A 20,735-nucleotide genomic window follows, 5' to 3' on the forward strand; every position below is an offset into this window, starting at 1 on the left:
TGCCATGACCGACAGACAAATTCTAGTTGTTGACGATGAAGAACACCTTCGGGAACTTGTGCAAGCCTGCTTAGAAGATATAGGCGGATGGGAAACAGTGGGGGCAGGATCGGGAGAGGAATGTTTACAAATACTGCAAATAGAACAACCCAACGCTATTTTGCTGGATGTATCTATGCCGGGAATGGATGGGTTTGCCGTGTACGAGATCCTTCAGTCCGATCCGATTACCCGATCGATTCCAGTGATTCTGCTGACAGCGAAAGTTTTGCCCAGCGATCGGGCTAAATTTGCCGAGATGCCGGTAGCTGGGGTAATTTCCAAACCGATCCAACCCATCACCCTGACGGAAGAAGTAGCAGAGATTTTGGGATGGGTTGAATAACTTTCACCATTTTTGTGAACTTTTGTAACAATAACCGAATCTTTACCAATTCCTTACCGTTGCTCTTTAGTCTCCTGTTATGCAGCTAAAAGTTCTTTGCATTAGGAGGAGACTAAATGAATGCTTTTCAGGCTTTGAATGATATAAATCAGGATCTCGCAGGTTCATTTTCCGGTTTGCCCGCTGGTTGTCAGCAATCCACACTTTGGATTGCTCATACAGAGGAAACACCGATCGCAGGTATTAACATTCAAGAAAAGGATATAACACTTATCCTTAAAGTTCACATTTCTGACATTCATCTTGTCAAATTGAATCTCCAAATCACTCCAGAAACTGTTTTAATTCAAGGTCAACCTACCGAAGCTGCTGGAGTAGAAGGTTATTTCCTTCCTAATAGATTTCAAAGTCTCATCCCGTTGCCCCACCGCGTACATCCTGAAATCTATGGGACTGAAATACACTCGGACGGCTTAACAATTCAGCTTGCTAAAGAATTGAGATTTCCACCATCGCAAGTTCGGATTCCACTCTCAAATACACATCTTTGAGCCATCGCTCAAAGATGTATATTTGAGACCCAATTGGCAACCAAAAAATTAATTTATAATCAACAAAAAAATGAACGCTTTGCAAGTAGCTAATTACGATCGCAGTCTCCAGCCCGAAAACAAGATGATAGGGAAACAAATTCTCATCGTTGATGACCAAGAACACCTCCGCGAACTGGTACAGTTGTGCCTGGAAGACCTCGCGGGATGGAACACCCTGGTGGCCGCATCAGGACAAGAATGTTTACAAATCCTACAAACAGAACGACCTAACGCTATTTTGCTGGATCTATCAATGCCGGGGATGGATGGGTTTGCTGTGTACGATCGTCTCCAATCCAATCCCATTACTCGATCGATTCCAGTGATTCTGCTGACAGCAAGAGTTATGTCAAGCGATATGGCTGAATTTGCCGAAATTGGTGTTGCTGGGGTAATTCGCAAACCATTTGAACCCACCACCCTGCCAGGAAGAGTGGCAGAGATATTGGGATGGAATGATTGACGCTCCCCTGTCTGGCAGACGCAGGATTCTTAAGAATTTACAATCTTAATATCCCTATTGGTAGGCTTCCTAAACTCACCCTGGGGGCGTGACCACCCCGCCAAAAACCCAGACACGCTTACTATTTTACAGACTGTTCAAAAAATAAATGAAGCGTTTGCAAGTTATTGGTATGACTACAAAAAAGACTTTTATTAATTCACAAAAATCCGACTGTAGGGGAGGAGATCCAGGCTTGCTTGACTGATGTGGTAGGTTGGCAAGTCAAAATTGCGGGTTTGACTTGAGAAGGCTTGCAACAAGCAAGTTTCTATCAGCCAGATGGGATTATTTGGGAGGTTTCTATCGGCGAAATTGATGGAGGGCTATTTCTCAAAAAACTAAAAACCTAACTAGAAACCCAAGGGATTCCGGTTCTGCTGCTAACTCTCAAAGCCAAATGGTCAGATTTACCACAGAGTTGGTTCCACAAATCTCAACTTGCAGCAGCGATCGTCAATCCTCTCGAACCAACTATGCTTGCCGTTGAGATTGCGAAGGTGTTGGGTTGGGATTTACGCTGAGTATCCTCTCTGGGAACCTGGGGATTGTTGGATACAATTTCTCTCAGTTATTGCGATTTTTACGAAATATTTCGATTTGCATCAATTCCTTAACAACCTTGGATTCTTTACTAAATCTTTATTTTTTACCTCTACATTCATAGAGTTGCTGCTTCAACCCAGCTTAGAGCACTTGGCAACAAGAGACAAATACAGTTTCGGTAAAAAAGAGGTTTTTATGACAAGCTGTCCTTGCTGCACGACTCCAATGCTGCGTCACCTTCGCCAAGCTCAAGTATACTGGTTTTGCCGTCAGTGTTGGCAAGAAATGCCTGTTTACCCTCTTAACAGCTACGGTTCATCGCTTTCTATAAATTTAGTTACAGAGTTAAGGGTTAAGAAGCAACTTTCTTCAGAGGCGGTAGTTTTAAGGTGAAATTCGATCGCACAGGCGTGACGCCCGTGCCACAATGGACGCGGATGAATCAAAGGGATCTCGCACTTACCGACTAAACCTCTTCAAAAATTGCCCCTCGCTGCTGTAAATTCACCTGCATCTCCTCATCCATTCCTGAATTGTTCCCAAACCTCGCTGACTCGACATTCGCACCGCTGAAATTAGTATTTGTTAAGTTCACTTCCAGGAGATTTGCGCCGCTCAAATTAGCACCGCTGAGGTTAGCTAAAGCTAGACTTGCTTTGTGCAAATCTGCACCGCTTAGATCGGCATTTCCTAAGAAAGCGCCGCTCAAATCTGCACCGCCGAATTTGGCATTTTGCAGGTTGGCGTCGCTGAAATCGACATCGCTTAAGTTGGCACCCCGGAAATTTACCCGATCGAGATTTGCGCTGCTAAAATCTACTGCACTTAAAGTCGTTCCGCGCAAGCTGCTACCCGCGAAATCTAGTGCTGGATTGAGATTGGCGATTTTTGCCAACTCCACAAAGTTATCGGTTTCAGCGGAGATAATGCGATCGACTATTTCCTGCAATTCCGATTCAGCTTCCGGGACAATTTTCACTTCGCGCGGTTCAGCCGGAGGTAAATTGTAGGACAATAGCGCCCAACTGAGGGCAGGTTGGAGTTTATGTTCTTGCAGGTATACAGTCAGGATTCTTTCTAAAATCGAATGTTGATTTGGCGTGATTTCGTGCGGCCACAAACCCTCCGCATCTGTGAGATTAATATCTTCTTTAGCAACTTCAAAAGCCGCTGCCATCCGAAATTCTTTGCCAGCAACTTCTCCCAGCTTAGCACTTTTTAGCAAACCTTTTAATACGGATTTGCCTTGTTCTACTGAAAAAATCCAAGCTGGCGTTGTATCATCGCTGATTGTGGAAACGTGACAAAATATGCTCTCTGTCTCCTTAATTTTTTCCGCCTTCTCCCCGCCCTGAACTCCCCGCTGACTTTCGGTTACTAAATTTTCTTCACTGCTTTGAATCGGCAGAGTTTCTTTAATTGGCAAAAGCTTGAAAGAACCAACTAACTGACGTGATGCTACGGGTATTTCGCAGTTTTCTAGATAGAGTTTGAGCGTCCCGCCTTGCAGACCAAATTTGACGCGATCACCTAGCAGGGGTTCCCAATGCTCGTTAAAATTCAGGCTCAAGTGAATGTCGAACTGCTGGTTTTGGGGTGCAACCGATGGAACTGGAATTGCTTCTAATTGCATCCACAAGCAATCTGGGTATTTGTTGTGAGAATCTAGCGATCGCATATCGGGTAGAATTGCTGGCACTACCAGCCTGTAATTGATATTTAAATTAGTTTATCATCTCTATTTTATCACTATACAGCTTTTTTTGTGGACAGAATTGTAAATTTTGTTTAATTCGATCCGCAACTCATTGGTTTTCCTGAATTTGGCTTTTTACCCAATTCCGAAATGCTTTCACTAATTCCAAATAGTCCATTGTTTCTGCTTGTTCCAAAAATGTGACAATCTCTAATATCGGTAAGCTGGGAAATGCTAAACTGCTCTCCCCCTCAACGTATTCTCCATTTTCTAATCTGTTGATTCTGAGCCGCGCTCCATTATAAATCCAAACTTCCGGCACTCCCAGATCCGCATAAACCTGCAAGCTATTTTCCGAACGGCTGGTAATATCAATTTCCACCACTAAATCCGGCGGCGGATCTTGATTCATGTCGATTCTTTTTTTGCCTTTAACTGCACTAACATTTTGGATGTAAAAACATTCATCAGGGTCTACACCGCTAAGTTCAGGACGCTTGAAAGTTGTGGAACCCCGGGGGGCAATGTTGAGTTCCAATTCTTCTGCTAGGGTTTCCACAAATCGACCCATTACTTTTTTGTAAAGTTCGTGTTCTGGAGAAGGTACCATAATTTTCAAATTGCCGCGATTATATGTCAGTCGAATTTGCCGATCGCCGATTTCCGCAAGCAAAGTTTCGTAGGTTTGCCAACTGATACCCGATAGCTCGACAATTTGTTCGGGTGGAGCGAGAGTTTGAGCGGTCATAGTGCTACTTTGGTGAAGAGTTTGTAGGCGCAAGCCGGGGCGTAGCCATCGCACTTTTGTATTATATCATCGAAGGAAGCCTAGGCTGGAAATACCAAAGACAAATCCAGAGACAATTCGGAAAAACCAGGAATTACCACCGTCTGATTTGGCAAAACAACTCGTTGCAATTGATAACTATAACTCTCGTTTTGTTTCTGATAAGGTTCGCTGTGCATTTCCAATTGATTATCAACTAAATTAAATATCCAATAATTAGAAATCCCAGTCTCAGCATAGAGAGACAACTTGGTTGTGCGATCGTACTTCAACGTAGAATCGGAAACCTCAATTACCAACAAAATATCAGCAGGCTGCGGGTGAGAAGATAAATAACGATCGGCTCGAGTGCGGGCAATCACAACATCAGGCTCTGGTTCGCTATCATCCGTCAAAATAATCGGCTCTTGACCGCGCACGATCGCTCGTTTTCCCAGCAGCGCGTACAATTCTCCAAACAGCAGCGAATTACAAACAGAGTGAAACGTACCTTTAGCAGCCATAATAATAATTTCTCCGCGAATCAATTCAACTCGCTCATCGGGGGCGAAAAATCCCAGTTCTCCCAAACGGTGATATTCGGCGATCGAGAATCGTTTTGCAGTTACGGCAGTCATAGCTTTTGTTACCCTCTACAATTACCAACCTTTCCAATAAATTTTACTCAAAAATCCCGCCCCGTGCCGTTAATTCAACTTTCACGGCTTCCGAAATTCCCACACAACCAAAAAACTTCGCATTTTTAACCACCGTACTTTTCAAATCAGCGCGGCTCAAATCAGCACCGTTTAAATTCGCACCACTCAAATTAACACCGCTTAAATCAGCATTTTTGAAATCAGTATTTGTCAAATTTGCATTTACTAAAATCGCATTAGGTAAATAAGCACTGCTCAAATTAGCGCCAGTTAAATTTGCACCGCTCAAATTCGCCCGGGGCAGCTTTGTCCGCAAATCAGCACCGCTCAAATTGGCGCTGCTGAGTTCAGCATCCCGCAAATTAGCATTGCACAAATTAGCATCAATTAAAATAGCAGCGCTCAGCAAAGCACCGCTGAGATCGGCCAAAGTCAAATCTGCGCCTCGGAGGTTGGTTTCGCGCAAATCCGCACCGTTAAAATCAGTGTAGTGCAAGTCAAAACCGCTTAAATTAGCCCCAGCAAAATCCTCAATCGGATTCAAACCAACTGTTTCTGCAAGTTGTACAAAACTCTTATTTTTATCAGTTAAAAACAGTTCCCGGACGATCGCCAATTGCTGCTGTCGGTACTGGTTAGCCTTCTCGTAATCTGCTAAATACTTGTAAGCAAGCTTCAAATTCTTGAGAGCATTGCGCTCAATCCGATCGTCCTTGCTGACGCGCGCGATCCACAACTGCTCGTGATAGCATTCGATCGCACCAGGCAAATCTCCCTTAGCATCGTAAGCTAGCGCCAAATTGCCCAAAGTTTCCAACTCAGAGCGCCCGTCGCCAGTGTCCCGCGCGATCGCCAAACGCTGTTTCTGGTAATCAATAGCACCAGAAAAATCCTCCAGAGCACAGCTAGCATTGCCCAGATTTCCCAAAGCATTAGCCTCGCCCCGGCGATCCCCAATTTCCCGCGCTAACACCAAATGCTGCTGGTAGCACTCGATCGCCTGAGCATAATTTCCCAGCGCTTCGTAAGCTACGCCCATATTACCCAGTGCCGCACCCGATCGCCGCTTATCGTTCATTGAGCGATACAGCGCCAGCGCTTCCTGCCAAGAACCCAGCGCCGCCTCAAATTGGCGCGCCTGGTATTGCGAAATCCCCTGCTTGATTAGCTCGCTAGCTTGTTCGCTCATAATGTCAAAATTAGTTAATAACTAAAGTTGATATTAATCGACTCAAAGCGGTAATTGCTAATCGGTAATCGGGAATCGGGGATCGGTATGGTTAATCCCCCTCCCCCATCCGTATTTTCACGTCCGTGCAAAAAAAAAGACAAAAAAAAGAGAGAGCTACCTAAGTAACTCTCTCTGCCATCAGGGTGCATCTACATAACACAATATAACACGATAGGGATGAGGGGTGTCACCCCCAAACGTGAAGATGTTGTAAAGAAATGTAGATTAATTATAAAGTTACGAGCCCGCGAGAAGGACGATCGCGCAGCGAGCTCGGGAAAAACCGATCGCCCGCCGCTGTATCTGCTACACGACCCCCTTAATTTGCTTAGCTTGCGCCGTTAAGCTTCGTCGCCAGCAGCTCATTGGTCAGTTTGGGATCGGCCCGGCCGCCCGTTTCCTTCATCACCTTGCCGACAAAAAAGCCCAGCAGCTTAGTTTTACCGGCTCGGTACTGTTCGAGCTCCTTGGGATTGGCTGCCAACACGGCATCGATCGCTTGCTCGATCGCCCCAGTATCAGAAATTTGAATCAAACCCTTGCTCTCAACAAACTTCTGAGGCGAACCACCGTTTGCCAGCAACTCCGGCAAAATATCCTTAGCGATTTTGCCACTGATCGTACCGGCATCAATTAGCCCCAACAGTTCGGCTAAATCCTGCGGTTGGAAAGGAATTTCTCCGATCGCCAGTTTTTCATTTTTCAGATAAGCGGTAATATCGCCCATCACCCAATTCGCAGCTTGTTTAGCCACAGCACCGGCGGCGATCGAGTTTTCAAAATACTCCGCCACCGCTTTGTCGTCAGTCAGCACCCGCGCATCGTAGGGAGAAAGACCGAGCTCAGTTTCGTAGCGATTGCGCTTCATTGCCGGCAATTCCGGCAGTTGAGCTTTCCAATCCTGCAATTGCTCGGCCGAAACTTTGATCGGAGGCAAATCGGGTTCCGGGAAATACCGATAATCGCTTGCACCTTCCTTAACCCGCATACTGAAAGTACACTGCTTGTTTTCATCCCACAGCCGGGTTTCTTGGACGATGGTTTCGCCATTTTCCACAGCTTGAATTTGCCGCTCGATCTCATAATCGATCGCCCGTTCGATCGCATTAAAAGAGTTCATATTTTTAATTTCCACCTTCGTGCCGAACTCTTTTCTGCCAACGGGGCGCACCGAAATGTTCACGTCGCAGCGGAGCGAACCTTCCTGCATATTCCCGTCGCCAACACCGATGTAGCGCACGATCCGGCGCAATTCTTGACCGTATTCGGCAGCTTCCGCGCCCGATCGCAAATCCGGTTCCGAAACAATTTCGATTAGAGGCACACCGGCGCGGTTGTAATCCACCATTGAATAAGTTGAACCGCTGAGCCGATCGCTACCGCCGTGAACCAATTTTCCGGCATCTTCCTCCATGTGCAAGCGAGTGATCCCGATTTTTTTTCTAGTAGAATTTCCAGTCTCATCCACCAGTTCAATTTCTAGCCAACCGTTAGTAGCGATCGGCAAATCAAACTGAGAAATTTGATAATTTTTCGGCAAATCGGGATAGAAATATTGCTTGCGGTCAAACTTACTGTAAGGTGCGATTTCGCAGTTGAGAGCCAGCCCTGCTTTCACCGCATACTCCAGCACTTTTTGATTTAATACTGGCAATACTCCAGGCATTCCCATACAAATTGGGTCAATGTTAGTATTTGGAGCATTGCCAAATTCTGTAGAAGAACTGGAGAAAATTTTAGTATTCGTACTCAATTGACAATGAGTTTCGAGACCGATAATGGCTTCGTACTGAGTTCGGTTTTTTATCGAAGAGGGTGCAGCAGCAGTCATAAGCAATTTTAAAGACTGAATAACTTTAGATTTTATTTTAGCTTTTTATTGACCAAACTGATGGGAGATCATTTGTAGGTAGGGGGGGTTTCATTGGTGTCAACCAGCGCGTCAAACCCTTAGTTTGGCAGGTTTAAACCCCTGCCGGCCTTTGAGAAAGCGTGTTTAGTTGAGACAAATGGGGCTCTGCATACGCAACACCCTGCTACAGATGGGCGATCGACCCAAGTCCCCAGCCACGCCAATCTCGTTTTGATCGCCCCCAAACAACAACTCTGTGCAAAAATATACTTAGCGCCTGCTCCTGCCCGCACCCTTCCCTTACGCAGGAGAGTTTTAGATTGATCGACCACAATTGCCGATCTATCTGCACCCCAAATCCTTTCACTTGCAGTCTTTAATAACGCCGCCCGCCTCCAACGATCGGCTCCACGCACAGACTAAAAATTAAAAATGTATAATTTAACAGGAAATTACATATTTTTAATTTTTAAGCTTTAATTTTGAATTCTAAAAGTAACACTTGCCTAAGTTTCAAAACTATGCGTGAATTTCCAGTTGAAAGTGCCACACTGTTTCAGAACAGCATCACTGAGCTAGAGCAAGCCGAATCAGCCCTCGAACTCGCTTGGAACGAACTCGAAAAAAAAACAGCAGAAACCATTGCTCACATTGCCAAAGCCGGCTCAGCAAACACACAGGAAATTAGCGATCGCTTTGCCCGGGCGAAGCAACTCCGGCAGCAACTTCAAACTCAAATAAAAAAAGCCAACTCGCAGCGGGAATTTCATCTAGAAAACTCGCCAATGGCAGTTATAGAGTGGGACAGGGAATTTCGGGTAGTGCGGTGGTCGCCAATGGCAGAACAACTATTTGGCTGGAGTGCAGCAGAAGCAATTGGCAAATACTGGCACCAATGGTCAATAGTTTATCAAGAAGACTTCGAGGAAGTGTGCGCCGTCACAAATCAACTGTTAGACAGCAAAGAAACCCGCAACGTTTGCCGCAACCGCAACTATACCAAAGATGGCTCGATAATTTACTGCGAATGGTATAATTATGCACTCATCGATGAATCGGGAACAGTAGTTTCAATTCTATCTTTTGGTAGAGACATAACCGATTGCCACCGCATTCAAGAAGAACTGCACCGGCGCGAACAAGTTTTCAGTACCCTAGCGGAAAATGCAACCGATATCATCGCCAGGTTCGATCGAAAACTGCGCCTCCTTTACATCAACCCAGCAGTAGAATCAACAACCGGAAAATCCCCCGCAGAATTGATTGGCAAAACTAACCAAGAATCAGGAATGCCACCACACTTGTGCGACCTGTGGGACGAGACTTTTCTGAAAGTATTTGATACCGGCAAACAAGAAACCATAGAATTTGAGTTTCCCACTCCCCAGGGCATAAAACATTACCACTGTCGAGTAATTCCCGAATTTGCTGAAGACAATTCAGTCGCCACACTTTTATCCATCTCCCGCGACATCACAGAACTCAAACAAGTAGAATCGCAGTTGCGACAAAGCGAATCCAAATTTAAAGCCATAGTTGATTCTAACATGATCGGCCTAATTTTTTGGGATCTTAACGGCAGCATTACAGATGCCAACGCCGCTTTTTTAAACACGGTAAATTATACGCGGGACGATCTGCTTGCAGGAAGAGTTAACTGGCAAGAAATGACACCGCCAGAATACGTGCGTTTAGATACAGAAAAAGTTGCCGAACTGAAGGCTAGAAATACGGTTGTCCCCTTTGAAAAAGAATTTATACGCTCCGATGGTAGTCGCGTTCCTGTGCTGCTTGGTAGCACATTTTTAGAAGGAACGAAGCAGTTAGGGGTCAGCTTTGTGCTGGACTTAAGCGAGCGCAAGCAGGCAGAATCAGAACTGCAAAAACATCAGCAACTTTTAGAGAGTATTGTTACAACAATACCCAACTTTCTTTACATTTACGATGCCGTAGAAAACAAAAATATTTATGCAAATGAATCTGTCACAGCCATACTCGGCTACACTGCAAAAGAATGGCAAGATTTTGGTATAGATGCTGTCGCTAACTTAGTTCATCCCGATGATCTGTTAAAGCTAATTACAGGTATGGAGCGACTAAAACACAGCAGCAATCCCTATGAAACGGATGACAGAGACTACAGAATTAAACACAAAAATGGGGAATGGCGCTGGGTGCACGATCGCTCTACAATCTTCAAAAGAACCCCAGACGGACAAATTTTACAATTTATCGGTTCCGTACTCGACATCAGCGATCGCAAACAAGCCGAAGAATCATTAAAACAGCAAAAAGAACTGCTGGAAACTATCTTCAATAACGTCCCGGTCATGATCGCATTCTTGGACGAAAACAGTGAAATAAACTGGGTAAACCACCACTGGGAACAAGTGCTCGGCTGGAGTTTTGCAGAAACCAAAGCTCGCGATATGTTGGCAGAATTTTATCCGCAGCCGGAATACCGCAAATACGTCTTGGACTTCATCCAAGCAGCAACTCAGAACTGGAGCGATTTCAAAACAAAAGTTAGAGACGGGCGAATTATCGACACTTCTTGGGCAAATGTCCACCTTTCCGACGGCAGTTGTATCGGCATTGGTCAAGATATCACCGAACGCAAACGAGTAGAAGCTGAACTCAAAGAGCTCAACGAAACTTTAGAAGCTCAAGTCGCCCAGCGTACCGCAGAATTAGAGACTTTTTTTGATGCTTTGCCGGACTACATTTATGTTGTCGAACGGGACAATATGCACTTTTCTTTTGTCAACCATCCCCTTGCCGGATTTTCCGGCTTCGACAGCAGGCAGCAGATGCAGGGCAAAACTATTTTTGAGTGCTATCCCAGCGAACTCGCAGAACGATTTCGCCGGGAAAATTTGCAGGTATTTGAATCTGGCAAAACTCTGCACTTCCAGGAAAAATTTGTGAGAGCGGACGGCAATGCTTACTTCGACACGTTTAAAATTCCCCTGAGAAATCTCAACGGTGAAGTTTATGCTTTAATTGGCACTGCTCGCGATATCACTGAGTTGGTAGAGACAAAACAAGCTTTGTCAGAACGCACAGAGCAATTAGAAGCTGCAAATCAAGAATTAGAATCTTTTTCTTACTCAGTCTCCCACGATTTGCGCGCACCTTTGCGACACATTTCAGGTTTTATAGAAGCGTTGAAGCAGCGGCTAGAATTAACTGAGGCTTTGAGCGATCGCAAAATAGTTCACTATATGGAAGTAATTGAAGACAGCAGCCAAAAAATGAGCCTGTTGATTGACGGTTTGCTCGCCCTGTCGCGGGTGACTCGCACCGAGTTGAGGCAAATTCCGATCGATCTGAGCCGTTTGGTACAAAATGCGATTAAATTGACTAAACCTCCAACTGTCGCAAATGCGAACCAAACTCCCCACAGCGTTGAATTTGCCGTCGGAAAATTGCCGACGGTAATGGGAGATCCAACCTTGCTGCAACAGGTGTTCAGCAACTTGATTAGCAACGCCGTCAAGTTCAGCCGCGGACGCACTCCGGCTACAATAGTTATCGAGGGTCTACCTGATGGAACGATTTTTGTCAAAGATAACGGTGTGGGTTTTCCGATGGAATATGCCGATCGCCTGTTTGGAGCCTTTCAGAGGCTGCACTCCCAGAGAGAATTTGAAGGTACGGGCATAGGTTTGGCGATCGTCCAGCGGATTATTCACCGCCACGGCGGCACGGTTTGGGCCGAAAGCCTACCTAGTCAAGGAGCCACGTTTTACTTTAAACTAGGGCAAACAATCTCAAACCGTAATATAGATTCGTAAGTTAAGTGTATAAGAGTTTTAAATTCTAAATTTAAAACTCTTATACACTTAAATAAGTCACAATCGGTGAGAGTATGAGAATTTTGGTTTGACACGAGTGTTACCTGTGAGGGATGGAAGCGAAAGATATAGGCTTTGCTGTGCAAGATGCTTGCACTCCTAAAAAAACATTTTTACAGAATAGGGATGCCCCCCCATTGTTTCAGTCCGACTTAGACTCCCTGTGGTAAATAAAGGTCTTGAGAGTAGAGAATATAATTGATTGTGCTAAAAACAAAAAATATTGAGATAAAATTAAGCAAACTCAGTCGGAAAAATTACATTTAGCAACGACACGAATAACCAATTTAAAACCTCCCCCATAGCTTATGTTAGATATAACTCAGACTAATTATCTACTAAAACTGGTAGCGGAATCAACATTAAAACTGTTGATTATCGAAGACATGGCCGAAGATATGGAATTAATAGTGCTCGCCTTAGAAGCGGGGGGAGTAAATTTTAATTACGACACTGCCGAAACAGCAACAGAGTGCAGAAAACTGCTCCAAAATTGCAAGTACGATGCTGTACTATCCGATTACCGCCTTCCGGGCTTCAACGGTTTAGAAGTGTTGAAATTAATGCAGGAATTGAACCACGACATACCATTAATTTTAATAACGGGAAGTTTGGGAGAAGAAGCTGCAGTAGAGTGCATCAAAGCCGGAATGACTGATTACGTATTAAAAGGGCGGCTGTTTAGGTTGCCAACAGTCTTAGAACGATCGCTCCAAGAATACAAAATGCGGCGCCAGCAACAAGAAGCGATCGCCAAAATTCAGCGGCAAGCTCAGCGAGAAGCGATCGTCAACCGCATCCTCCAAGCCATGCGCTTCACCCTCGTACTAGACGAAGTGCTGCAAACCACCGCAGATCAACTGCACGAAGCTTTAGACATCACCGCCTGCGCGATCTTGCAGCCAGATGCTGAAGGCGGCATCAAAGTTCGATACATCAGCAAAGCATCCAACAGAGAACGGTTCGTCGGGCTAAATTGCAAAGTGGCCGAGCACTACCGATCCGGGCTCGCGGCCGGGGAAACCCTGATCATCGACGAGTTATCGACACTGTGCCCGTCCCTGCAAGAATCAGCAGAGTTCGTAGGGTTTCGCTCCGTCGCGATCGCCCCACTGCTCTACCAGCAGTCATTTTTGGGAGGAATTAGCCTCTATCAGTGCGATCGGGCGCGCTCTTGGAGCATCGAAGAACTGTCGCTGCTCAAAGCCATAGCCGATCAGTGCGCGATCGCGATCCACCAAGCCGAACTCTACCAACAAGCCCAAACTGAGCTTGCAGAACGCAAGCGCGCCGAAGCAGCAGTCTGCGGTATCCAGCAGCAGCTAGCCACAATGGCAGCCAACATTCCCGGCTCAGTCTACCGCACGGTGCTGCATCCAGATGGCACAATGTCCATGCCCTACATCAGTCCGGGCGTGCGCGAAGTTACTGGGTTCGGGGCCGAAGAAGTGATTTCGCACCCGGAACTCTTGACCGAAATCATCCATCCAGAGGACAAAAGCTCGTGTGACAGCAGGGTAGCAGCATCGAGAGCGAGTCTTTTGCCGTGCGATCGCCAGTACCGCATCGTTCTAAGATCTGGGGAGGTCAAGTGGGTGCAAGACAGCGCTAAATTTTCCAAAAACGAAAACGGCGACGTAATTATAGACGGAGTAGCCCTGGACATCAGCGATCGCAAACAAGCAGAATCAGCCCTGCGCCAAAGCGAACAGCGATTTCGCTCGCTGATTGAAAACGCCACAGACATCACGATCATTCTCGACGCCGAAGGAATCTTCCGCTACATCAGCCCTTCCGTCAAGCGAATTTTAGGATACGCGCCCCACCAGGCGATCGGGCGCAGCGCCTTAGACATAGTTCACCCCGACGACTGCGCCACGATCGCCGAAACCCTCCACAAAGCTATAAAAAACCCCAAAAGAAGCCAGTGTCCAGTTGAGTACCGAGTCCGCCACCGCAACGGTTCCTGGTGTTATGTAGAAGCTGTAGCCACGAACTTGCTGTACGATCCCGCAGTCAAGGGAATCGTGATTAATTGTCACGACATCACTCAGCGCAAACTCGCCGAGGAACAACTGCTGCACGATGCTTTCCACGACGCCCTCACCGGATTGCCGAACCGATCGCTATTTACCGATCGGCTGGAACACGCTCTGAGGCTGGCAAAACGCCGCAAAGACTACTTGTTTGCGGTACTGTTTCTCGATTTAGATAGATTTAAAGTAGTCAACGATTCCCTCGGCCACGCCATCGGCGATCAACTGCTAGTATCGATCGCGCGGCGTCTGGAAGCTTGTCTGAGGGTCGGAGATACAGTGGCCCGCCTCGGAGGTGACGAGTTTGTGCTGTTGCTAGAAGACATCGAGGGCATCAATGAAGCTACCACCATTGTCAACCGCCTGCAAAAGAAAATCACATCCCCTATCCTTCTAGACGGACACGAAGTATTTATCACCGCCAGCATCGGCATAGCTTTGAGTTCTGGCGAATACCTGGAACCGACAACCCTGCTGCGCGACGCCGATACAGCAATGTACCGCGCCAAAGAACTTGGCAGAGCCCGACACGAAGTTTTCAACAGTTCCATGCACGCCCACGCTTTGCGCTTGTTGCAGCTAGAAAACGACCTACGGCGGGCGATCGAATCAATTAGAGAACCCGCCAGAGAAGAAGAATTGCCCCCATCCCCCGAATCAGTCTTACCTCCCTTATCCGCAGCGCCCCAGTTTATTATTCACTACCAGCCGATCGTGTCGATCGCCACTAACACAATTACCAGTTTTGAGGCCCTAGTGCGCTGGCAGCATCCAGAACGCGGCTTAGTTTCCCCCGGCGAATTCATCACCATCGCCGAAGAAACCGGCTTGATCGTACCCCTCGGCCGCTGGGTACTCCGCACAGCTTGCCACCAAATCCGCCAGTGGCAGCAGGTATTTCCCAGCAACCCCCCCTTGAGCGTTAGCGTCAACATTTCTGTCAAACAGTTTTCTCAGCCAGATTTAATCGAATACATCGACCAAGTTCTCGCAGAAACTAACCTCGACGGCAGCAGTTTAAAACTAGAAATTACCGAAAGCGTACTCATAGAAAATTCCGAATCAGTAACAGCAATGCTGGTGCAACTCAGAGCCCGAAACATACACTTGTGCATTGACGACTTTGGCACCGGCTATTCATCGCTTTCCTACCTGCACCGCTTTCCCACCAATACATTAAAAATAGATCGCTCTTTTGTTAGCAGGATGGGAGGTGAGTTCGATTTCAGTAAAGGAGGGATTGACCCCACAGAAATTGTGCGGTCGATCGTTACTTTGTCCCACAATTTAGGCATGGATGTAGTAGCCGAAGGAGTCGAAGAAGCCTCGCAACTATCTATACTCAAAGGGTTAAAATGTGAGTACGCCCAGGGATTCTTTTTCTCAAAGGCAGTAGACTCTCAAACAGCAGCAGCCCTCATCCGACAGCAAGCAGAAAATCAGAATTTGCTGACATTTAGTTTGTTAGAGAAAGGTCATTAAAAAAACACGGCATTTTCTGAGTCCCGTTTCAGCATAAAATCTTAAAATATTTTAAAGCTGTGCCTAACTGGCGTCAGTTAATAACTACGGCATCCAAATCACTGTCAACGACCCAGATCTCAAGACACGCTTGCTTCGGGCCTAAGACTTAAACCATAGTTGACCAGAGGCGTACCTGCGTACTACGTTAACGGTAAGAGTTAAAAACCTACCAGGGAATGCTCTCGCTAGTTCCTTGCCAAGCGAAATTTAGGATTAAACAGACTTATTGGGTTAAATCAGTTTCCTAGATATAGTACCGGCTGTTAACGAAGGCGCAAGCTAACATTACCCCTCTCATAGAGGCTCATAAAGGAGCAAACATTATGCGATCGCTGGTTGCGACTTTGGATGTGGTAATTGTCCCACTGAAAGTACATTACAAAAGTACACTCCCATCTAGCAATCCCCGTGTAATGGAAAGATTCACGGCGGTTAAAACCGCCTAGCCGTTTCCCTCTCAGGTCTAAAGACACGCTCGTTTCCCACTTACCGAATTTTTTTATGACTATTGGCTACCTCGCACTCGTTCTCCACGCCCACTTGCCTTTTGTCCGCCACCCCGAAAGCGACTACGTTTTAGAAGAAGAATGGCTGTTTGAGGCGATCGCGGAAACCTACATTCCCCTGCTGCAAGTTTTTGAAGGACTCAAGCGCGACGGCATCGACTTTAAAATTACCATGAGCATGACGCCGCCCTTGGTTGCCATGCTGCGCGACCCCTTGCTGCAAGACCGCTTCGACGACCACTTGGCTAAACTCGAAGAATTAGCCGATCTCGAAATCGAACACAACAGCGGAAACGGCCACCTCCGCTATTTAGCTGAACATTACGCCACCCATTTCTCTCAAGTCCGCAACTTTTGGGAAAAGTACGATCGAGATTTAGTCAAAGCCTTCAAAGAACATCAAGATACCAACAACCTCGAAATCATCACCTGCGGTGCCACCCACGGCTATTTACCGCTGATGAAAATGTACCCCGAAGCAGTTTGGGCACAAATTCAAGTAGCCTGCGACAACTACGAAGCAAACTTCGGCCGCCGACCAAAAGGCATTTGGCTGCCCGAATGCGCCTACTACGAAGGCTTAGAACGGATGTTAGCCGACGCCGGCCTCCGCTACTTTCTCACAGACGGTCACGGCATCCTCTACGCCCGCCCGCGTCCCCGCTACGGCAGCTACGCCCCGATTTTCACCGAATGCGGAGTCGCAGCCTTCGGCCGGGATCACGAATCCTCGCAGCAGGTTTGGTCTTCGGAAGTCGGCTATCCAGGCGCGGCCGAATACCGCGAATTCTACAAAGATTTGGGCTGGGAAGCTGACTACGATTACATTAAGCCCTACATCATGCCCAACGGCCAGCGGAAAAATACGGGGATTAAATATCACAAAATCACCGGTCGCGGATTGGGTTTAGGCGATAAACAGTTGTACGATCCGTACTGGGCAAGGGAAAAAGCAGCCGAACACGCCAGCAACTTTGCTTTCAACCGGGAACGCCAAGTCGAACACCTCAACGGCATTATGCAGCGTCCGCCGATTATTGTTTCGCCTTACGACGCCGAACTTTTCGGTCACTGGTGGTACGAAGGGCCTTGGTTCTTAGATTACCTGTTCCGCAAGAGTTGGTACGACCAAAATACCTACGAGATGACGCACTTAGCCGATTATTTGCGGGGAAATCCGACTCAGCAAGTGTGCCGCCCATCTCAGTCTAGCTGGGGTTTCCGGGGTTTCCACGAATATTGGCTCAACGATACCAATGCTTGGATTTACCCGCACTTACACAAAGCTGCGGAACGGATGATTGAGTTGGGAAGCATGGAACCTGCGGATGAATTGCAGTGGCGCGCTTTGAACCAGGCGGCGCGGGAAGTGCTGCTAGCTCAATCTTCTGACTGGGCATTTATCATGCGTACAGGAACGATGGTGCCCTATGCAGTGCGGCGGACTCGATCGCACTTAATGCGCTTTCACAAGCTTTACGATGAAGTGAAAGAAGGGAAAGTTGATTCGGGTTGGTTGGAGAAGGTTGAGGAGATTGATAATATTTTCCCTGAAATTAACTATCGCGTTTATCGATCGCTTTAAGCAAACTTCCAGCAAATTCCCGACCGATTAAAACCCGCCAGCGCGGGTTTTTTTCATACACTAGCTTTGTAGGGTGCGTGAGAACGAGAAATCTTCAACTACCAACGATGAGGCTATTTCTCACGCACCGCACGGTCGCATTACAGGTGATCGTAGATATTTGGAAGATCAAGAGGTTCAGACCTGTTCGACATCCGAATATAAAATTCAAGTTTCTTTTCGTTCGTTTTCTGTAGCCAAGCTTTTTTAGCCGATTTTTTTATATCAATCGCGCAGACATCTTTGCCATCAATTTTTTCAAACCGAATTTTAATCTGCTGAGTAAAGTTGCTGCCAATATGTTTACAAATTGAATCAATAATTGTCCGCTCTAGCTGATCCAGATTTCCATTTGACAGTAAAGACAAATCCTTTTCAAGCCCGAAAATATTACCATTATCTTCAACGCCGATAATGAGAGTTCCACCTTCAGAATTAAGAAATGCAGCAATTGTCTTAAGAGTGCTAAATATTAAGTCTTTATTCTTACAATCGCGCTGAACATCCCACTGAAAGGTACTCTTATACTCCAGGCGATCGCTTTCAGGGAGTTTGATCAACTCAGAAATTGGGCGCAGTTCGCCAATTTTTCTGATCGTTGTTAAAAAGCGGCGTAGTTGTCGTTCCTCAATCTGTCGTTTCAATATTTCTTCTGTATCTGCTGCATCGATTACTGTTTTGTTAATCACGGCAATGTACTGACCAAAATATGTTTGCTCCAACGTTTCTATATTCTCGTTAATCCACTGCTCATTCTGAACGTTACCCCAACGGTTGAAATAGGCGATCGCATCCTGAATCGATTCATGAAGTATATCGAAAATATTACCTCGCATATTTTTAGAAATATAGTCCCATGCGCCCATCTTGAAAGCAGCGCGGCAATCTGAAACTGTATCATTGGCAGTCAAGATAATAACTACAGAAGAAAGATTTCGGGCTTTCACTTCGTCAATAACAGCAAATCCACTGTCATCCTGCTCCATTCGCATATCTGCAATAATTACGTCAAAGGGATTTCCCAACTTCTCTTTAGCTTGAGCAACACTGGTAGCCGTTTCAATCTGCTCATAGCCATAGTCCCCAAGCCATTCTAGTAACTCATTCAAAAATCGAGGATTGTCTTCTACCAACAGCAAATGAACATTTTTAGTTTGCATATTATCTTACACCTCTTCCTCAAGATAAGGAATATAAATTTCAAATCTAGCTCCATCTTGTCCCGTTTCCCGAATATAGCCCTTCATCTGGGTCAGCGTTTTACGGATAATGAACAGCCCTAATCCGCTACCTTTACCCTCCTGAGAGGTGGTTTTTAGGGGTTGAAATATCCAATCTTTATGATACTCTGGAACGCCCTTACCATCATCAGCAAATTCAAGAAACAGATATTTTTGCTCTCCAGGGACATTCATTCCCCGAATTCCTGATGGGTTGACCACATCTTGGGAGGTGATACGAATGGTCAATTTCGGCTGGTCAGCATTGTGCTTCAGAGAATTTTCGACCAGTTCATTCAATGCACTCTTTATTTTTTCCTGATCTCCATAGAACTGAGAGTCACCGTTTCTTATGTCTAGAAGAATGCAAGCATTATCAATACGGCAAGTTATTTCCCATTTTTCAAAGAGTTCCTTGACATGAAAAAGGTGATTTTTGATAGAGATACCTTCGTTGATAGCTTTCAAGTCATTGAGAGCACTCTGGGTTAGTTCCAGTTGTGTCAGCAATTTATCAAACTGGGCGTAATGCTCGTCATTAGGTGATAACTTTCGGATGGATCGTATAGTCTTCGACTTGATCACAGCCAATTCGTTATTCACAAAGTCAGAGATATCATGGGCAGTTTTGGAAATGACCGTCAAAATCCTCCGATAGTCGTCATTAGAAATAGTTTCAATCTCAGATTTTTGTGCTTTCTTGCGTTTGTCAACCTCTTGGAAGACATCTTCAATCGCTTGAATAATACCGTTTAATAAGGGATCTTCGCTATCGGAGCGATGTGAAATTCGATAAGCAATTGCTTTAAGGATGCTGATCTCATTGGCGATTTTGTGATACATCGCCCGATTGAGCATTTCCGTGTCGCTTAATTCACTTGGGACATCAGTTTTGACCATTTCAAAGTAGTCTTGCTCACTAAAGTTAAGAATCAGCATTTCCCTTGCCTGATTGTAGCGCGGAGAATCTTTGTCGATTTGTCGCAGCATTTGAATGGCTGTATCGTTATGAGGATCGCTGGCAAAAATATTTCTAGCACTGTGGAGCCATGTTTTCTCTTTGTCATCCGAGTTTGCAATTGCTGCCTCGAAATATTCGTCACCTTTCTCTCGTTGCTTAATGCAGTAGTATATCCTACCTAAATTGAGCAGAATTATATTAGCTTCATATTGACTCAGAAGATCCATTTTTATTGCAGATAACTGGTTAATTGCCTCTTGGTACTTTCCTAATCTTTCTAGTGCAGGAAAATAGTTAAAATAAATAAAATCGTTTCGTATATTATGATTTTTTAATCCCATTTCTAGTGCCTTTTTAAAGAATGGCAAAGCCTTCTCATCCTGACCAATGGAAGCTAAAGTAATAGCATAACTACTGATAGTTTTCGGATTATTAGGTTCAATTTGTAGCGCTCGCTCAAACAACGGCCAAGCTTTCTCATACTCACGAATCCAAGTCAAAGCATAGGCATAACTACTGAGAAGTTTCGGATTATTAGGTTCGATTTGTAGCGCTCGCTCAAACAAAAGCCAAGCTTTTTCATGCTGATTATTTGAAATCAAAGCATAAGCATAACTATTGAGTGTTATCACATTATTAGGTTCAATTTGAAGCGCTCGCTCAAACAACTGTAAAGCTTTCTCATGCTGATTATTTAAAATCAAAGCATTGGCATAACTATTGAGTGTTATCAGATCATTAGGTTCAATTTGAAGCGCTCGCTCAAAGAACTGTAAA

The 20,735-nt window shown here is 45.6% G+C and carries 14 protein-coding genes; 7 read left to right on the forward strand and 7 right to left on the reverse strand.

The features are described from left to right. Positions 1 to 4: 4 nt before the first annotated feature. From QUA27_RS24075 to QUA27_RS24085, 3 genes are all read left to right on the forward strand, one after another. Positions 5 to 385 (forward strand): response regulator, encoded by a 381-nt coding sequence (locus QUA27_RS24075; RefSeq protein ID WP_333071167.1) that lies wholly within the window; start codon positions 5 to 7, stop codon positions 383 to 385. 116 nt (positions 386 to 501) lie between these two features. Further along, positions 502 to 936: a hypothetical protein gene (locus tag QUA27_RS24080; RefSeq protein ID WP_333071168.1), complete on the forward strand. Its 435-nt coding sequence runs from the start codon at positions 502 to 504 to the stop codon at positions 934 to 936. Positions 937 to 1,060: 124 nt separating this feature from the next. Next, a complete protein-coding gene (locus tag QUA27_RS24085; RefSeq protein WP_333071195.1) occupies positions 1,061 to 1,441 on the forward strand; it encodes a response regulator in 381 nt (126 codons plus the stop codon). Between the two features lie 1,051 nt (positions 1,442 to 2,492). Here QUA27_RS24085 and QUA27_RS24090 read toward each other — a convergent pair. From QUA27_RS24090 to gatB, 5 genes are all read right to left on the reverse strand, one after another. Next, on the reverse strand, positions 2,493 to 3,725 hold the full coding sequence (locus QUA27_RS24090) for a pentapeptide repeat-containing protein (RefSeq protein ID WP_333071170.1): 1,233 nt from the start codon (positions 3,723 to 3,725) through the stop codon (positions 2,493 to 2,495). A 106-nt stretch (positions 3,726 to 3,831) separates the two neighbouring features. Beyond that, entirely contained in the window at positions 3,832 to 4,470 is a 639-nt protein-coding gene (locus QUA27_RS24095) for a Uma2 family endonuclease (protein ID WP_333071173.1), read from the reverse strand. An 80-nt stretch (positions 4,471 to 4,550) separates the two neighbouring features. After that, on the reverse strand, positions 4,551 to 5,126 hold the full coding sequence (locus tag QUA27_RS24100; protein ID WP_333071175.1) for a Uma2 family endonuclease: 576 nt from the start codon (positions 5,124 to 5,126) through the stop codon (positions 4,551 to 4,553). Positions 5,127 to 5,169: 43 nt separating this feature from the next. Further along, positions 5,170 to 6,336, reverse strand: a complete 1,167-nt coding sequence (locus tag QUA27_RS24105; protein ID WP_333071176.1) for a pentapeptide repeat-containing protein — start codon at positions 6,334 to 6,336, stop codon at positions 5,170 to 5,172. Positions 6,337 to 6,706: 370 nt separating this feature from the next. Continuing rightward, positions 6,707 to 8,209, reverse strand: coding sequence for an Asp-tRNA(Asn)/Glu-tRNA(Gln) amidotransferase subunit GatB (gatB, locus tag QUA27_RS24110; RefSeq protein ID WP_333071179.1), 1,503 nt, complete (start codon positions 8,207 to 8,209; stop codon positions 6,707 to 6,709). 542 nt (positions 8,210 to 8,751) lie between these two features. On the opposite strand from gatB, the gene QUA27_RS24115 reads away from it, so the two are divergent. The 4 genes from QUA27_RS24115 to QUA27_RS24130 all read left to right on the forward strand — a co-directional run bounded on the left by QUA27_RS24115 (position 8,752) and on the right by QUA27_RS24130 (position 17,738). Continuing rightward, on the forward strand, positions 8,752 to 12,027 hold the full coding sequence (locus QUA27_RS24115) for a PAS domain-containing sensor histidine kinase (protein WP_333071181.1): 3,276 nt from the start codon (positions 8,752 to 8,754) through the stop codon (positions 12,025 to 12,027). Positions 12,028 to 12,395: 368 nt separating this feature from the next. Next, a complete protein-coding gene (locus QUA27_RS24120; protein ID WP_333071183.1) occupies positions 12,396 to 15,605 on the forward strand; it encodes an EAL domain-containing protein in 3,210 nt (1,069 codons plus the stop codon). A gap of 365 nt (positions 15,606 to 15,970) precedes the next feature. Then, positions 15,971 to 16,093, forward strand: coding sequence for a hypothetical protein (locus QUA27_RS24125; protein ID WP_333071185.1), 123 nt, complete (start codon positions 15,971 to 15,973; stop codon positions 16,091 to 16,093). 55 nt (positions 16,094 to 16,148) lie between these two features. After that, positions 16,149 to 17,738, forward strand: a complete 1,590-nt coding sequence (locus QUA27_RS24130) for a glycoside hydrolase family 57 protein (RefSeq protein WP_333071186.1) — start codon at positions 16,149 to 16,151, stop codon at positions 17,736 to 17,738. 140 nt (positions 17,739 to 17,878) lie between these two features. Here the strand turns inward: QUA27_RS24130 and QUA27_RS24135 are convergent, their stop codons facing one another. Together QUA27_RS24135 and QUA27_RS24140 are read right to left on the reverse strand one after the other, a co-directional pair. After that, positions 17,879 to 18,937 (reverse strand): AlbA family DNA-binding domain-containing protein, encoded by a 1,059-nt coding sequence (locus QUA27_RS24135; RefSeq protein WP_333071188.1) that lies wholly within the window; start codon positions 18,935 to 18,937, stop codon positions 17,879 to 17,881. Between the two features lie 6 nt (positions 18,938 to 18,943). After that, the coding region (locus QUA27_RS24140) for an ATP-binding protein (protein ID WP_333071191.1) at positions 18,944 to 20,735 on the reverse strand (1,792 nt) is incomplete at its 5' end.

This window comes from Microcoleus harperi Pol14_C6 (assembly GCF_036701295.1).
GTDB lineage: Bacteria > Cyanobacteriota > Cyanobacteriia > Cyanobacteriales > Microcoleaceae > Microcoleus.

Bases quoted from the DNA above. Each gene is read 5' to 3' on its own strand.
- QUA27_RS24075 (WP_333071167.1), top strand. From the start codon at position 5: ATGACCGACAGACAAATTCTAGTTGTTGACGATGAAGAACACCTTCGG.
- QUA27_RS24080 (WP_333071168.1), top strand. From the start codon at position 502: ATGAATGCTTTTCAGGCTTTGAATGATATAAATCAGGATCTCGCAGGT.
- QUA27_RS24085 (WP_333071195.1), top strand. From the start codon at position 1,061: ATGATAGGGAAACAAATTCTCATCGTTGATGACCAAGAACACCTCCGC.
- QUA27_RS24095 (WP_333071173.1), bottom strand. From the start codon at position 4,470: ATGACCGCTCAAACTCTCGCTCCACCCGAACAAATTGTCGAGCTATCG.
- QUA27_RS24100 (WP_333071175.1), bottom strand. From the start codon at position 5,126: ATGACTGCCGTAACTGCAAAACGATTCTCGATCGCCGAATATCACCGT.
- QUA27_RS24105 (WP_333071176.1), bottom strand. From the start codon at position 6,336: ATGAGCGAACAAGCTAGCGAGCTAATCAAGCAGGGGATTTCGCAATAC.
- gatB (WP_333071179.1), bottom strand. From the start codon at position 8,209: ATGACTGCTGCTGCACCCTCTTCGATAAAAAACCGAACTCAGTACGAA.
- QUA27_RS24115 (WP_333071181.1), top strand. From the start codon at position 8,752: ATGCGTGAATTTCCAGTTGAAAGTGCCACACTGTTTCAGAACAGCATC.
- QUA27_RS24120 (WP_333071183.1), top strand. From the start codon at position 12,396: ATGTTAGATATAACTCAGACTAATTATCTACTAAAACTGGTAGCGGAA.
- QUA27_RS24125 (WP_333071185.1), top strand. From the start codon at position 15,971: ATGCGATCGCTGGTTGCGACTTTGGATGTGGTAATTGTCCCACTGAAA.
- QUA27_RS24130 (WP_333071186.1), top strand. From the start codon at position 16,149: ATGACTATTGGCTACCTCGCACTCGTTCTCCACGCCCACTTGCCTTTT.
- QUA27_RS24135 (WP_333071188.1), bottom strand. From the start codon at position 18,937: ATGCAAACTAAAAATGTTCATTTGCTGTTGGTAGAAGACAATCCTCGA.